The organism is Telluria sp. ZB2R32 (genome assembly GCF_059685715.1).
On record NZ_JCASIG010000011.1, the window covers coordinates 35,856 to 49,643 of the forward strand.

Below are 13,788 nucleotides of genomic sequence, written 5' to 3' on the forward strand. Positions count from 1 at the left end.
TAACTAAAATCGGTCACGGCTTCTTGTAGACGACGCCGTCTTTCATCACGAATGTCACGCGTTCGAGCAGTTTGACGTCGTGCAGCGGGTCGCCGTCGACGGCGACGATGTCGGCCGCGAAGCCCGGCGCCACCATGCCCAGGCGCTGCGGCTGGTCGAGCAGCAGGGCGGCGTTGACGGTCGCGGCGCGGATCGCTTCGATCGGGCTCATGCCCGCTTCGACCATGTAGCCGAACTCTTTCGCATTCTCTCCGTGCGGGAACACGCCGGCATCGGTGCCGAAGGCGATCTTCACGCCGGCCTTGTGGGCGCGCGCAAAGGTCGCCTGCAATTGCGGGCCGATGGCGGCCGCCTTGGGGCGCACCAGCGCCGAGTAATAGTTTGGATCTTTCGCCTTGTCGGCGACGTAGCGGCCGGCCGAGATGGTCGGCACGTACCAGTGGCCGGTCTTCTTGAACAGCGCCACCGTCTCCTCGTCCATCAGGGTGCCGTGCTCGATCGAGTCGACGCCGGCGCGCAGCGCGCGCTTCATGCCTTCGGCGCCATGCGCGTGCGCCGCCACGCGAAAGCCGTAATCTTTCGCCGTGCTGACGATGGCGCGCAGTTCGTCTTCGGTGTACTGCGAATTCTGGCCATTCGCCGCCTGGCTCAGCACGCCGCCGGTGGCGGTGATCTTGATCAGGTCCGCGCCTTCCTTGTAGCGCGCGCGCACGGCCTGGCGCCCGCCTTCGGGGCTGTCGATCACGCCTTCGCTCGGTCCCGGCGTGCCGATCGCCTCGCCCAGGAAGTGCGACAGGTTGTTGGTCGGATCGGCATGGCCGCCGGTGGTGGCGATCGACTTCCCGGCCGTGAACATGCGCGGGCCGGGAATGGCGCCGGCGGCAATCGCGCGCTTCAGCGACACGTTCAATGCCTGCTCGGCGCCGAGGTCGCGCACGGTCGTAAAACCGGCCAGCAGCGTGCGTTCGGCGTACTTGACCGAGCGGTAAGCCATGTCGGCCGGGTCGGCGGTCAGGCGGTCGCGGTAGGCATCGATGGCAGGCTGGGTCTCGCTGGTGAGGTGCACGTGCATGTCGATCAGGCCGGGCAGGCAGGACTGCGTCGACAGGTCGACGTGGCCGGCGCCGGGCGCCATCGGCCCGATCGATTTCACTGTACCGTCTTCGATCACGATGCTGACGCGCTCGCGCCAGCTGCCGCTTTTCACGTCGAGCAGGCGCCCGCAATCGACGGTTTGCGTGGCGCCGTGGGCGCCGTTCAATACGAGCAGCATCGCTGCCGCGGCCAGCTGTTTCATCGTGTCGTCTCCATGCTTATTATAAAAAAAAGGCCTCCCATCGCTGGAAGGCCTCGTGTGCGATGCGTAGCGCTTAGCGCAGCGGCGACGTCGCCACGTCCTTGTGCGGCACCGGTTCTTCCAGGTCGCCTTCCCATTTGGCGACGACGGCGGTGGCGATGCCGTTGCCGATCACGTTGGTGGCCGAACGCGCCATGTCGAGGAAGTGGTCGATGCCGAGCAGGAGCAGCAGGCCCGCCTCCGGGATGTTGAACTGGGCCAGCGTGGCGGCGATCACGACCAGCGAAGCGCGCGGCACGCCGGCCATGCCCTTCGAGGTCAGCATCAGCACCAGCATCATCATGATCTGGGTCGTCATCGGCAGCTCGATGCCGTAGGCCTGCGCGATGAAGACGGCGGCGAAGGTGCAGTACATCATCGAGCCGTCGAGGTTGAACGAATAACCGATCGGCAGGACAAAGGCGGCCAGGCGGTTCTTGACGCCGAATTTTTCGAGACCCTCCAGGGTTTTCGGGAAGGCCGCTTCCGACGACGCGCACGAGAAGGCGATCAGGGTCGGTTCCTTCAGCAGGCCGATCAGGCGCAGCACGCGCGGGCCGAGGAAGGCCATGCCGATCAGGATCAGGATCACCCACAGCAGAAGGATGCCGAGGTAGAACTCGGCCATGAAGATGCCGTAGGTCGAGAGCACGCCGAGGCCGCTCTTGGCGATGATGCCGGCCACCGCCGCGAACACGGCGATCGGCGCGAAGTTCATCACGTAGGCGGTCACTTTGAGCATGACGTGGGCGACGCCGTCGATGGCATCGATCATCGGCGTGGCGCGCGCGCCGACGGCGGCGGCGGCGGTGCCGAAGAACAGCGAGAACACGACGATCTGCAGGATCTCGTTCTTGGCCATGCCGTCGACGATCGAGGACGGCACCAGGTGGGTGATGAATTCCTTCATGGTTAGGCCGGTGGTGACGATGCCCGACGCCGTGCCGACCGGCGGCAGGTTGCCGGCCAGGGCCATGGCGTCGCCCGGACGGAACAGGTTCACCAGCACCAGGCCCAGCGACAGCGAGATGACCGAGGCGATCACGAACCAGCCCAGCGCCTTGATGCCGATGCGGCCGACTTCCTTGGCGTCGCCCATCTTGGCAATACCAACCACCAGGGTCGAGAAGACCAGCGGCGCGATGATCATTTTAATCAGGCGCAGGAACAGCGTCGTCACCAGCGCCATCGTGTCGGCGAAGCCGGTAGGATTCTCGGCATTCGCATTGACGAAGTAGCCGACGACGATCCCCAGCGCGAGGCCGATCAGGATATAGGTGGTAAGGCGGTTGCGATTGTTCATTGACTGCTTCCTGTGGTCGGCTTGCGCGAATGGATTTCGATCTGATTATCTTGGCAAGTTCCGCAGTATCCTAGGGGCTGTTAGTGCTGTCAAGCACGCTCGGAAATGTGGCAGGGATGATAAAAAATGATCGAAATCGACAATGTCAGTAAATGGTACGGCGACTTCCAGGTGCTGGCCGAATGCAGCACCCATGTGGCGCGGGGCGACGTGGTGGTGGTCTGCGGCCCCTCGGGTTCCGGCAAGTCGACCCTGATCAAGACGGTGAACGGCCTCGAACCCGTGCAGGAGGGGACGATCCGGGTCGACGGCATCGAGGTCACCGACCGCAAGACCGATCTGCCCAGGCTGCGCGCCAGGATCGGCATGGTGTTCCAGAATTTCGAATTGTTCCCGCACCTGTCGGTCACGGAAAACCTGACGCTGGCGCAGGTAAAAGTGCTGGGGCGCACGAAGAGCGAGGCGATCGAGCGTGGCCTGCGCTACCTGGACCGGGTCGGCCTGCTGGCGCACCAGGACAAGTTTCCGGCCCAGCTCTCGGGCGGCCAGCAGCAGCGCGTGGCGATCGCGCGCGCACTGGCGATGGACCCGGTGGCGATGCTGTTCGACGAACCGACCTCCGCGCTCGACCCGGAAATGATCGGCGAAGTGCTCGACGTAATGGTCAAGCTCGCCCAGGACGGCATGACGATGATGGTCGTGACCCACGAAATGGGGTTTGCGCGCAAGGTCGCGGACCGGATCGTCTTCATGGACCACGGCCGCATCGTCGAAGACAGCCCGACCGCGGAATTCTTCAGCGCGCCGCGCTCGGAACGGGCGCGCGAATTCCTGGCCAAAATTATTCATTGAGTCGTTTTCCGTAGGTTGTTCAGTCCAGTGATATGATCGAGCCGACTGCTTTGGACGTTCTAACCGCTCTTGCTGCCCTGGACCGGAGGACATCATGCGACGAATCGCTGTCACTGCACTGCTGGCCCTGCTGGGGGCCGCTTTTCCCCATGCCGGCGCCCAGGAAGCGAGCGGCACCCTCGCCAAGCTGAAGCGAACCGGCACCATCACCCTTGGCGTGCGCGACGGTTCCGTGCCTTTTTCCTACCTCGACGACCACCAGCGCTACATCGGCTACTCGGTCGACCTGTGCCTGAAGGTGGTCGATGCGCTGCGCGCGCAGCTGGCGCTGCCCGGGCTGAAGGTCAAGATGAACCCGGTCACTTCGGCCAACCGCATCCCGCTCATCGCCAACGGCACCATCGACCTCGAATGCGGTTCGACCACCAACAACCGCGAGCGCCAGCAGCAGGCCGCCTTTGCGCCGACCATGTTCGTCGTTGCCAATCGCCTGCTGTCGAAGAAATCCTCCGGCATCCGCAGCCTGGCCGACATGAAGGGCAAGACGCTGGTCGTCACCGCCGGCACCACCGGCCAGAAGCTGATGACGGTCCTGAACGCGCAGCGCCGGCTGGGCATGAAGATCGTGGTCGGCAAGGACCATCCCGAATCCTTCCTAATGCTCGACACCGGACGCGCCCAGGCCTTCGCCAACGACGATGTCCTGCTTGCCGCGCAGGTGGCCGGCGCGCGCACGCCGGGCGACTACCAGCTCTCGGCCGAGGCGCTGTCGGTGGAGCCGTACGCGATCATGATGCGGCGCGGCGACCCCCAGTTCAAGGCGGCGGTCGACAGCGCGCTGCACAAGTTTTATCAGTCCGGCCAGTGGGCGGCCACTTATGCCAGGTGGTTCACGAGTCCGATTCCGCCGCGGGGCATCAACCTCAATTTCCCCATGCCGCCGGCGCTGAAGGCCGCGATCGCCAAGCCCACTGATTCGGGCGACCCGGCGGCGTACGCGCTGAAGTGACACATTCATCGGTGCCCGATGAACTACCACTGGAACTGGCACATCTTCCGGCAGATGTCGCCCGACGGTACGCATACCTACCTCGAGACGCTGCTCGCCGGCCTCGGCTGGACGATCGCCACCGCACTGTCGGCCTGGGCCATGGCGCTCATCTTCGGCATTGCGGTCGGCGTTGCCCGCACCCTGCCGCAGCGCCCGTTGCGCGCGCTCGGCAAGGCCTGGGTGGAACTGTTTCGCAACATTCCTTTGCTGGTGCAGATGTTCCTGTGGTTTTTCGTGCTGCCGGAACTGCTGCCGACGCCGCTGGGCGACTGGATCAAGGCCTTGCCCGACGCGCCGTTCGTCACCGCCGTCGTGTGCCTGGGCTGTTTCACGTCGGCGCGGGTGGCGGTGCAGGTGGCGGCCGGCATCGACGCCCTGTCCGGCGGACAAAGGCTGGCCGCCGTCGCGCTGGGACTGCGCCTGGGGCAGGTGTACCGGCTGGTCCTGTTGCCGCTCGGCTTGCGCATCATCCTGCCGCCGCTGACCAGCGAATTCCTGAACATCATCAAGAACAGCTCGGTTGCGCTGACCATCGGGCTGGTCGAGCTGACGGCCAGTGCGCGCGCGATGCAGGAATTCTCGTTCCAGGTGTTCGAAGCCTTCAGCGCCGCGACCCTCATCTATGTGGTCGTCAACCTGCTGGCGCTGGCGCTGATGCGCGCGCTGGAGCGCCGCGCCGCGCTGCCCAGCGCCGGGACTGCCTGACATGTTCGCCGGCTTCGACGTCGACGTCATCGCGCGTTCCTGGCCCTACCTGCTGCGGGTCGGGATGGTCTTCACGCTGCAACTGACGGCGCTGGCCATGCTGGGCGGCGTGGTGCTGGGCACGGTGCTGGCGCTGATGCGCACTTCGCGCATCCGGCCGCTGGCGCTCGCGGCCGGCGCCTACGTGAACCTGGTGCGCTCGGTGCCGCTGGTGCTGGTGATCTTCTGGTTTTACTTCCTGGTGCCCTACATGGCGGCGTGGGCGATCGGCGCCGACGAGCCGGTGCGGGTGGGGGCGTTCTGGTCGGCGCTGGTCACGTTTACCCTGTTCGAGGCGGCCTACTATTGCGAGATCATGCGCAGCGGCATTGCTTCCGTGCCGCGCGGACAGGCATGGGCGGCGCAGGCGCTGGGCATGGATTACCGCCAGACCATGCGCCACGTGGTGCTGCCGCAGGCGTTTCGCAACATGATCCCGCTGCTGCTGACCCAGACCATCGTGCTGTTCCAGGACGTGTCGCTGGTGTACGTGCTGTCGATCCCGGATTTCGTCGGCGCCGCCAGCAAGGTCGCGCAGCGCGACGGACGGCTGGTGGAGATGTACCTGTTCGTGGCGGTAGTGTATTTCGTGATGTGTTACGCGTTGTCGCGCATGGTCGAGCGCCTGCAAGCACCTCGGTCCGCATGCAAGGGGTAAAATGACGCCGTCCCGCAATCCGAGAGCCGCCATGTCCACCATCGAGATCCCGAATTCCATCACCATCACCCGTCCAGACGACTGGCACCTGCACCTGCGCGACGGCGCGGCGCTGGCCAGCGTGCTTCCGCATACCGCGCGCCAGTTCGCGCGCGCGATCGTGATGCCGAACCTGAAGCCGCCGGTCACGACGACCGCCGCCGCCGCCGCCTACCGCGAGCGCATCCTGGCGGCGCTGCCGGAGGGTATGGCCTTTGAGCCGCTGATGACGCTATATCTCACCAACAACACCGACCCGGACGAGATCCGCCGGGCGATGGACAGCGGTTTCATCCACGCGGTCAAACTCTATCCGGCCGGCGCCACCACCAATTCGGATGCCGGCGTGACCGACCTGCGCAACTGCTACAAGGTGCTGGAAGTGATGCAGGAAGTCGGCATGCCGCTGCTGGTACATGGGGAAGTCACCGACCACGACATCGACCTGTTCGACCGCGAAGCCGTCTTCATCGAACGCGTGATGCGTCCGCTGCGGCGCGACCTGCCGGCCCTGTCCATCGTGTTCGAACACATCACGACCAAGGACGCGGCCCAGTACGTGGCCGAAGCCGAAGGCCCGATCGCCGCGACGATCACCGCGCACCACCTGCTGTATAACCGCAACGAGATTTTCAAAGGCGGGATTCGCCCTCACTATTACTGCCTGCCGGTGTTAAAACGCGAAGAACACCGCCTGGCGCTGGTGACGGCCGCGACCAGCGGCGACGAGCGCTTCTTCCTCGGCACCGATTCGGCCCCGCATGCGATCGGCGCCAAGGAATCGAGCTGCGGCTGCGCCGGCTGCTACACGGCGCTGCACGCGATGGAGCTGTACACGCAAGCCTTTGCCGATGCCGGCGCGCTGGATAAACTCGAAGCCTTTGCCAGTTTCAACGGACCCGCCTTCTACGGCATGCCGAGGAACGAAGGCACGATCACGCTGACGCGCGAATCGTGGACGCTGCCGGCCACGGTGCCGATGGGCGACAACGAACTGGTGCCGCTGAACGCGGGCGAGCGCATCGACTGGAAGATGGTCTAAGTGGCGGCGGAGCTGCTGCAGGTCGACTGGGCGCGGCCCTGGTATGACGCGGTGCGCCCCGCCTATGCCGCGCTCGGCCTGGACGGTGTCGATTTCACCGCCGCCTTCAACCGCCACGCCGCGCTGCTCGCCTTAAGCAACCACCGCGGCTTGCCGATCACCTTCGTGCCGCAGGAATCGCTGCCCGAGGGGATGGCCTATGAAGAATTCATCAGCGCCACCGGCAATGTGCCGACGCGCGACAACCTGCACGACTTCTTCAACGGCCTGGTATGGCAGACCTTCCCGCTGATCAAGCGCGAACTGAACGCCTTGCAGGCGGCGCAGATCGCGGCGGCCGGCAGCGTGACCAGGGCACGCGGGCCGGCGCGCGACGCCGCCACCATCTTCGACGAGAACGCGGCGCTGCTGGTGGTGCGCGCATCGAGCGAAGGCCGCGCGCTGGCCGACGAGCTGCGTGCCCATTGCTGGGAAGCGGCGCTGTTCGAAAGGCGCGCGATGTTCGGCCGCGATGCCGAGTTGTGGCTGTTCGGTCACGCGCTGATGGAAAAACTGGTCGCACCGCGCAAGGCGATCACGGCGCACGTGCGCATCGTGTTCGCGCCCGCAGCGTATTTCGAGCTGGACGCCGCCGCCCGCCGCGCCTGGCTCGACGCGCACATGGCGCAGTTGCTGCGTGACGAAGGCCTGCGTACCTCCAGCTTCACGCCGCTGCCAGTGCTCGGCGTGCCGGGCTGGTGGTCCGGCCAGGACCAGGACTTTTACCTCGACACGGGCGTCTTCCGCCCGAAACGGACAGCGTGATGGACAGCGCCATGCCCGCACCGGTCCGCTGGGGCATCCTCGGCACCGGCAAGATCGCCCATGCCTTTGCCAGCGCACTGCGGGATGTGCCCGGCGCGGTGCTGGCCGGCGTCGCCTCGCGCAGCCGCGACAAGGCGGCATCGTTCGCCGCCGAATTCGGCGCAGGCGCCGCCTATGGCGCCTATGAAGAACTGGCGGCGGCCGGCGACATCGACCTGGTCTATGTCGCCACACCGCACCCGCAGCATGCGGAGAATGCGTTGCTGGTGCTGGGCGCCGGCAAGGGTGTGCTGGTCGAAAAACCGTTCACGATGAACCTGCGCGAAGCCGAACAGATCGTGGCGCTGGCCCGTGCGAAGGAGCTGTTCCTGATGGAGGCGATGTGGACGCGCTTCCTGCCGGCCCTCGCTGAAGTCAAATGCCTGATCGCGGCGGGAGAGATCGGCAGCGTGCACCAGGTCGTGGCCGACTTCGGTTTCAGCGCGAACTTCGGCCCGGAACACCGCGTCTTCAATCCGGACCTGGGCGGCGGTGCGCTGCTCGATCTCGGCATCTATCCGCTGTCGATCGCCGCCAGCCTGCTGGGGCCTGTCGTGGCGGTGCAGGCGCAGGCCGGGATGGGGCCGACCGGCGTCGACGTCCAGACCGGTTTTACATTGAAGCACGCGGGTGGCGCCATGTCGGTGTGCAGCTGCTCGTTCCTGGCGCGCACGCCGGGCGAATTGACGGTGTCGGGTTCGCGCGGCCACATCCGCATGAACACCATGTTCCACCGCGCCCGTTCCATTACGGTGGCGCTCGACGACGGCAGCACCCGTACCATCGAGACGCCGTATCTCGGTAACGGCTACGTGCACGAAGCGATCGAGGCGCAGCGCTGCTTCCTGGCGGGGCTGACCGAAAGCCCGGTCATGACGCACGACGAAACGCTGGCGCTGATGGCGGTGATGGACGAGATCCGGCGCCAGATCGGCCTGCGCTACGCGGCCGACGACGCACGCTGAACCTGCCACGCCACGGGGCGTATGCATGTTGACAACAATTTGCGATGCGCGAATACTCGGCAGGATATTCTGAATCCACCGTCTTCCGGAGCCCCGTATGCATAGCCTTCGCACCGCCATCCTCGCCGCCTGCCTGCTGCCGCTGGCGGCCCACGCCGACCCGGTTCCTGTCCCACCCGAGAAAATGGCCTATGTCGGCGACTGGCAGGGCAAGGACATGCGCATCCAGCTCGCCAAGGACGGTAAAGTCCAGTACAAGCGCGACCAGCCGGGCAAGCAGATGAACCTGAGCGTCGACCTGCAGGGTTTTAAGGGCGACAATTTCGATGTCGGCGTGTTCCTGGTACGGTCGACCTTCGTCGTCAGCAAACCGCCGCACCGCGTGGGCGGCAAGTGGAAGATGACGGTGGATGGGGTGGAGCTGACGCGGGTGGATTAATGCCCGCAGTGTTTCAAATGTAGGGTGGGCGCCCCGTGCACACCCGACGGGCCAGCCGGCGTCAAACCTTCAGGAACTCCTCGCGTCCACCCAGCCAGCGCGCCAGGTGCGCATCGACGATCTCGACGTTCGGCCCGGTCTCGCTCTCCAACAGGCTGGCCGCGATGTCGCGCGCATGTTCGACCAGCCACTGGTCGGTCTCGAGGTCGGCAAAGCGCAGCATCGCCTGACCCGACTGGCGCGCGCCCAGGAACTCGCCCGGTCCGCGAATCTCTAAATCTCGCCGCGCAATCTCGAAACCGTCGGTAGTCTCGCGCATCGTCAGCAGTCGTTGTTTGGCCACCTGGCCGAGCGGGCTCTGATACAGCAGCAGGCAGACGCTGGCTGCCGAGCCGCGGCCGACGCGCCCGCGCAGCTGGTGCAGCTGCGAAAGGCCGAAACGCTCGGCGTGCTCGATCACCATCAACGACGAATTCGGCACGTCGACCCCGACCTCGATCACGGTGGTGGCCACCAGCACGTGCACTTCGCCCGCCGAGAACGCATCCATCACCGCCTGTTTCTCGGCCGGCTTCATGCGCCCGTGCACCAGTCCTACCTGCAGATCGGGCAGGGCTTCGGCCAGGGTCTCGTAGGTTTCGGTGGCGGTCTGCAGCTGCAGCGCTTCCGATTCTTCGATGAGCGGACAGACCCAGTACGCCTGCCGTCCCTCGAGCACGGCCGCATGCACGCGTTCGATGACTTCATCTCTCCGGTTCTGGTCGATGGCGCGCGTGACGATCGGGGTGCGCCCGGGCGGCAGTTCGTCGATCACCGACACTTCCAGGTCGGCGTAGTAGGTCATCGCCAGCGTGCGCGGGATCGGCGTGGCCGACATCATCAACTGGTGCGGCACCAGGCCGTCGCTGCCCTTGTTGCGCAGGGTCAGGCGCTGGCCGACGCCGAAGCGATGCTGTTCGTCGACGATCACCAGGCCCAGGTTGGCGAACTGCACCGTGTCCTGGATCAGCGCGTGGGTGCCGATCACCAATCTCGCTTCGCCCGATTCGACCATCTCGTTGGCCGCCGCCTTGTCCTTCTTTTTCAGGCTGCCGGTCAGCCAGGCGACTTTCACGCCGAGCGGTTCCATCCACGCCGCGATCTTCCTGAAATGCTGCTCGGCCAGGATCTCGGTCGGCGCCATCAGCGCCGCCTGGTAACCGCTGTCGATTGCCTGCGCCGCGGCCAGCGCGGCAACGACGGTCTTGCCGCTGCCGACGTCGCCCTGCAGCAGGCGCTGCATCGGATAGCCTTCGCGCAGGTCGGCGCGGATTTCCTGTACCACGCGCTGCTGGGCGCCGGTAAGCGCAAAGGGCAGGGCGCCGAGAAAACCCTCGGACAGTTTGCCGACCGCGCGCAGGTGCGGCGCGCCCTTGTCGCGGCGTGCGCGCTGGGCGCGTTTCAGCGACAGCTGCTGCGCCAGCAGTTCGTCGAACTTCATGCGCGTCCAGGCCGGGTGCGATTTTTCCATCAGCGCGTATTCGTCGACGTCGACCGGCGGATAGTGCAGCAGCTTCACCGCCGGCTGGAAATCCATCAGGTCCATCTGGCGCCGGATCGCAGCCGGCACCGTGTCGGTCCAGTCCACGCGCCGCATCGCTTCGGCGATCGCGCGGCGCAGGATCGGCTGCGAGAGGCCTTCGCCCGACGGATACACCGGCGTGAGCGAAGTCGGCAGCGGCGCATTCTCGTTCACGACTTTATAGGTCGGGTGCACCATCTCGGCGCCGAAGAAGCCGTGCTTGATTTCGGTCCGCGCACGCACGCGCACGCCTTCGGCCAGCTGCTTGGTCTGGCTGCCGTAGAAGTTCATGAAGCGCAGCAGCAGCTCGCCGCTGTCGTCGGCGATCGTCACCAGGAGCTGGCGCCGCGGTTTGAGGGCGATCTCGTTCTTGATGACGATGCCCTCGACCTGCGACACGTGGCCGCCGCGCAGGCAGGCTTCGCGGATCGGCACGATTTTCGTCTCGTCCTCGTAGCGCAGCGGCAGGTGCAGGATCAGGTCCATGTCGCTGCGCAGGCCGAGCTTGGCGAGTTTCGTTTGTGTCGTTTTCGGGGCGGGGGGAGTCTTGGGAGCGGGCATAGATGCAGCAGTTTGGCGCGCAACAGCGTAAAATAGAGGGTTCGCCGTACACATTTGGGGCCATATTGTAAGGCTGCCAGTACCATTTTCCCAGAATTGACCAGAATGTATTCGCTTTCCGACTTCGATTTCGATTTGCCGCCCGAGCGCATCGCGCAATTGCCCCTGCCGGACCGCAGCGCCTCGCGCCTGCTGCAGCTCGATGGCGAGCAGATCACTGACCGCCATTTCGCCGATATCCTCGACCAGCTGCAAGCCGGCGACCTGCTGGTGATGAACAACACGCGGGTATTAAAAGCGCGCTTTTTCGGCGTCAAGGAAACCGGCGGCCAGGTCGAGGTGCTGGTCGAACGGGTGCTGGACAACCGCACGGTGCTGGCGCAAGTGCGCGCCTCGAAGTCGCCGAAGCCCGGCAACCGCATCCGCCTGGCCGACGCTTTCGAGGTCACCACCGGCGAACGCGCCGGCGAGTTTTTTACTCTCCACTTCGAGGGCGACGTGTTCGACCTGATCGAAGCGCACGGCCGCCTGCCGCTGCCGCCCTACATCGAGCACACCGCCGACGAATTCGACGAGCAGCGCTACCAGACCGTGTACTCGAAAGAGCCGGGCGCCGTCGCCGCGCCGACCGCGGGCCTGCATTTCGACCAGCCGCTGCTCGACAAATTAAAAGCCAAGGGCGTGAACTTCGCCTACGTCACCCTGCACGTCGGCGCCGGCACGTTTCAACCCGTGCGCGTGGAAGACCTTTCGCAGCACAACATGCATACCGAGTGGTATACGATCGCGCAGGAGACGGTCGATGCGGTGCGCGCCGCCAAAGCGGCCGGACGCGACGTGATTGCGGTGGGCACCACCAGTTTGCGCGCACTGGAATCGGCGTCCCAATCGGGCGAGCTGGTGGCCGGCAGCGCCGACACCGCGCTGTTCATCACGCCCGGCTACCGATTCAAGACGGTGACGCGCCTGATCACCAATTTCCATTTGCCGAAGTCGACGCTGCTGATGCTGGTGTCGGCCTTTGCCGGCTACGCCGAGATCCGCAAGGCCTATGCCCATGCGATCGCCAACGAATACCGTTTCTTCAGTTATGGCGACGCCATGCTGTTGACCACCCAATCCCGCCAATAACACTGATGCTCGAATTTACGCTCCTTAAAAAAGACACCAGCGGCCTGTCGCATGCGCGCCGCGGCCGCCTCACCCTGAACCACGGCACCATCGAGACGCCGATCTTCATGCCGGTCGGAACCTACGGTTCCGTGAAGGCGATGGACCCGACCGAATTGAAAACGGTCGGTTCGCAGATCATCCTCGGTAACACCTTCCACCTGTGGCTGCGCCCGGGCATCGAGGTGTTCAACAAGTTCGGCGGCCTGCACGGCTTCATGGGCTGGGACAAGCCGATTTTGACCGACTCGGGCGGCTTCCAGGTGTTTTCGCTGGGCGCGATGCGCAAGATCACGGAAGAGGGCGTCACCTTCGCGTCGCCGATCGACGGTTCGCGCAAGTTCCTGTCGCCGGAAGTGTCGATGCAGATCCAGCGCGCGCTGAACTCGGACATCGTGATGCAGTTCGACGAATGCACGCCATATGAAATCGACGGCCGCGCCGCGACCGCCGAAGAAGCGGCGAAGTCGATGCGCATGTCGCTGCGCTGGGCCCAGCGTTCGATGAATGAATTCACCGGCGGCGGCAATCCGAACGCGCTGTTCGGTATCGTCCAGGGCGGCATGTACGAGCACCTGCGCGACGAATCGCTGGCCGGCCTGGAAGACATCAACTTCCCGGGCCTGGCGATCGGCGGCCTGTCGGTGGGCGAGCCGAAGGAAGACATGCAGCGCATCCTGGCCCACGTCGGCCCGCGCCTGCCGGAAAACAAGCCGCATTACCTGATGGGCGTCGGTACGCCGGAAGACCTGGTCGACGGTGTGGCCAACGGCGTCGACATGTTCGACTGCGTGATGCCGACCCGGAACGCCCGTAACGGCTGGCTGTTCACGCGCTTTGGCGACGTCAAGATCAAGAACGCGCGCTACAAGGAAGACACGGGGCCGCTGGACGAGTCCTGCGACTGCTACTGCTGCAAGAATTTCTCGCGCGCGTACCTGCACCACCTGCACCGCTCGAACGAGATTTTGGGCGCGCGTTTGAATACGATTCACAACCTGCACTACTACCTGAACCTGATGCAGGAGATGCGCGATGCGATCGATGCGGATGGGTTTAATGCGTTTCGTTTGAAGTTCGCGGCGGACCGGGCGCGCGGGGTGTAAATGGCGGCGCGGCAGCGCTGATGCCGCTTGGACGCGTGGAGTCCTGACTCCACGCGTTTTGTACATTCGTTCAACGCACGTTCTCGTCGTCGAACCACTTCATGATGCCACCACAAAA

The 13,788-nt window shown here is 65.1% G+C and carries 13 protein-coding genes; 10 read left to right on the forward strand and 3 right to left on the reverse strand.

Annotation, left to right across the window (positions count from 1 at the left end; genetic code table 11):
* Positions 1-13: 13 nt before the first annotated feature.
* Both AC56LG_RS23680 and AC56LG_RS23685 read right to left on the reverse strand, forming a co-directional pair.
* Positions 14-1,297 (reverse strand): metal-dependent hydrolase family protein, encoded by a 1,284-nt coding sequence (locus AC56LG_RS23680; RefSeq protein WP_497168490.1) that lies wholly within the window; start codon positions 1,295-1,297, stop codon positions 14-16.
* Between the two features lie 73 nt (positions 1,298-1,370).
* The gene (locus tag AC56LG_RS23685) at positions 1,371-2,639 is read right to left on the reverse strand and encodes a dicarboxylate/amino acid:cation symporter (protein WP_497168491.1); all 1,269 of its coding nucleotides are present in this window, start codon (positions 2,637-2,639) and stop codon (positions 1,371-1,373) included.
* Positions 2,640-2,765: 126 nt separating this feature from the next.
* On the opposite strand from AC56LG_RS23685, the gene AC56LG_RS23690 reads away from it, so the two are divergent.
* The 8 genes from AC56LG_RS23690 (at position 2,766) to AC56LG_RS23725 (ending at position 9,272) form a co-directional block, all read left to right on the forward strand.
* Positions 2,766-3,491, forward strand: a complete 726-nt coding sequence (locus AC56LG_RS23690; protein ID WP_497168492.1) for an amino acid ABC transporter ATP-binding protein — start codon at positions 2,766-2,768, stop codon at positions 3,489-3,491.
* Between the two features lie 94 nt (positions 3,492-3,585).
* Positions 3,586-4,500, forward strand: coding sequence for a transporter substrate-binding domain-containing protein (locus AC56LG_RS23695; RefSeq protein ID WP_497168493.1), 915 nt, complete (start codon positions 3,586-3,588; stop codon positions 4,498-4,500).
* 18 nt (positions 4,501-4,518) lie between these two features.
* Positions 4,519-5,247 carry an amino acid ABC transporter permease gene (locus tag AC56LG_RS23700; protein WP_497168494.1) on the forward strand — a complete coding sequence of 243 codons (729 nt, stop codon included), beginning with the start codon at positions 4,519-4,521 and terminating at the stop codon, positions 5,245-5,247.
* Position 5,248: 1 nt separating this feature from the next.
* Complete coding sequence (locus AC56LG_RS23705) at positions 5,249-5,944, forward strand: amino acid ABC transporter permease (protein ID WP_497168495.1); 696 nt, start codon at positions 5,249-5,251, stop codon at positions 5,942-5,944.
* Between the two features lie 31 nt (positions 5,945-5,975).
* On the forward strand, positions 5,976-7,025 hold the full coding sequence (gene pyrC, locus AC56LG_RS23710) for a dihydroorotase (protein WP_497168496.1): 1,050 nt from the start codon (positions 5,976-5,978) through the stop codon (positions 7,023-7,025).
* On the forward strand, positions 7,026-7,829 hold the full coding sequence (locus tag AC56LG_RS23715) for a DUF3025 domain-containing protein (protein WP_497168497.1): 804 nt from the start codon (positions 7,026-7,028) through the stop codon (positions 7,827-7,829).
* A gap of 11 nt (positions 7,830-7,840) precedes the next feature.
* Positions 7,841-8,833: a Gfo/Idh/MocA family protein gene (locus AC56LG_RS23720; RefSeq protein WP_497168498.1), complete on the forward strand. Its 993-nt coding sequence runs from the start codon at positions 7,841-7,843 to the stop codon at positions 8,831-8,833.
* A gap of 97 nt (positions 8,834-8,930) precedes the next feature.
* Positions 8,931-9,272 (forward strand): hypothetical protein, encoded by a 342-nt coding sequence (locus AC56LG_RS23725; RefSeq protein ID WP_497168499.1) that lies wholly within the window; start codon positions 8,931-8,933, stop codon positions 9,270-9,272.
* Positions 9,273-9,333: 61 nt separating this feature from the next.
* Here AC56LG_RS23725 and recG read toward each other — a convergent pair whose 3' ends face one another.
* Entirely contained in the window at positions 9,334-11,394 is a 2,061-nt protein-coding gene (gene recG, locus AC56LG_RS23730) for an ATP-dependent DNA helicase RecG (RefSeq protein ID WP_497168500.1), read from the reverse strand.
* Between the two features lie 105 nt (positions 11,395-11,499).
* On the opposite strand from recG, the gene queA reads away from it, so the two are divergent.
* Together queA and tgt are read left to right on the forward strand one after the other, a co-directional pair.
* Positions 11,500-12,525, forward strand: a complete 1,026-nt coding sequence (gene queA / locus AC56LG_RS23735) for a tRNA preQ1(34) S-adenosylmethionine ribosyltransferase-isomerase QueA (protein ID WP_497168501.1) — start codon at positions 11,500-11,502, stop codon at positions 12,523-12,525.
* Positions 12,526-12,530: 5 nt separating this feature from the next.
* Entirely contained in the window at positions 12,531-13,670 is a 1,140-nt protein-coding gene (tgt, locus tag AC56LG_RS23740) for a tRNA guanosine(34) transglycosylase Tgt (protein WP_497168502.1), read from the forward strand.
* The last annotated feature ends 118 nt before the right edge of the window (positions 13,671-13,788 follow it).

What these genes read in the sequence shown, in the direction of transcription:
- AC56LG_RS23680 (WP_497168490.1), bottom strand. Translation starts at nt 1,297, where the DNA reads ATGAAACAGCTGGCCGCGGCAGCGATGCTGCTCGTATTGAACGGCGCC.
- AC56LG_RS23685 (WP_497168491.1), bottom strand. Translation starts at nt 2,639, where the DNA reads ATGAACAATCGCAACCGCCTTACCACCTATATCCTGATCGGCCTCGCG.
- AC56LG_RS23690 (WP_497168492.1), top strand. Translation starts at nt 2,766, where the DNA reads ATGATCGAAATCGACAATGTCAGTAAATGGTACGGCGACTTCCAGGTG.
- AC56LG_RS23695 (WP_497168493.1), top strand. Translation starts at nt 3,586, where the DNA reads ATGCGACGAATCGCTGTCACTGCACTGCTGGCCCTGCTGGGGGCCGCT.
- AC56LG_RS23700 (WP_497168494.1), top strand. Translation starts at nt 4,519, where the DNA reads ATGAACTACCACTGGAACTGGCACATCTTCCGGCAGATGTCGCCCGAC.
- AC56LG_RS23705 (WP_497168495.1), top strand. Translation starts at nt 5,249, where the DNA reads ATGTTCGCCGGCTTCGACGTCGACGTCATCGCGCGTTCCTGGCCCTAC.
- pyrC (WP_497168496.1), top strand. Translation starts at nt 5,976, where the DNA reads ATGTCCACCATCGAGATCCCGAATTCCATCACCATCACCCGTCCAGAC.
- AC56LG_RS23720 (WP_497168498.1), top strand. Translation starts at nt 7,841, where the DNA reads ATGCCCGCACCGGTCCGCTGGGGCATCCTCGGCACCGGCAAGATCGCC.
- AC56LG_RS23725 (WP_497168499.1), top strand. Translation starts at nt 8,931, where the DNA reads ATGCATAGCCTTCGCACCGCCATCCTCGCCGCCTGCCTGCTGCCGCTG.
- recG (WP_497168500.1), bottom strand. Translation starts at nt 11,394, where the DNA reads ATGCCCGCTCCCAAGACTCCCCCCGCCCCGAAAACGACACAAACGAAA.
- queA (WP_497168501.1), top strand. Translation starts at nt 11,500, where the DNA reads ATGTATTCGCTTTCCGACTTCGATTTCGATTTGCCGCCCGAGCGCATC.
- tgt (WP_497168502.1), top strand. Translation starts at nt 12,531, where the DNA reads ATGCTCGAATTTACGCTCCTTAAAAAAGACACCAGCGGCCTGTCGCAT.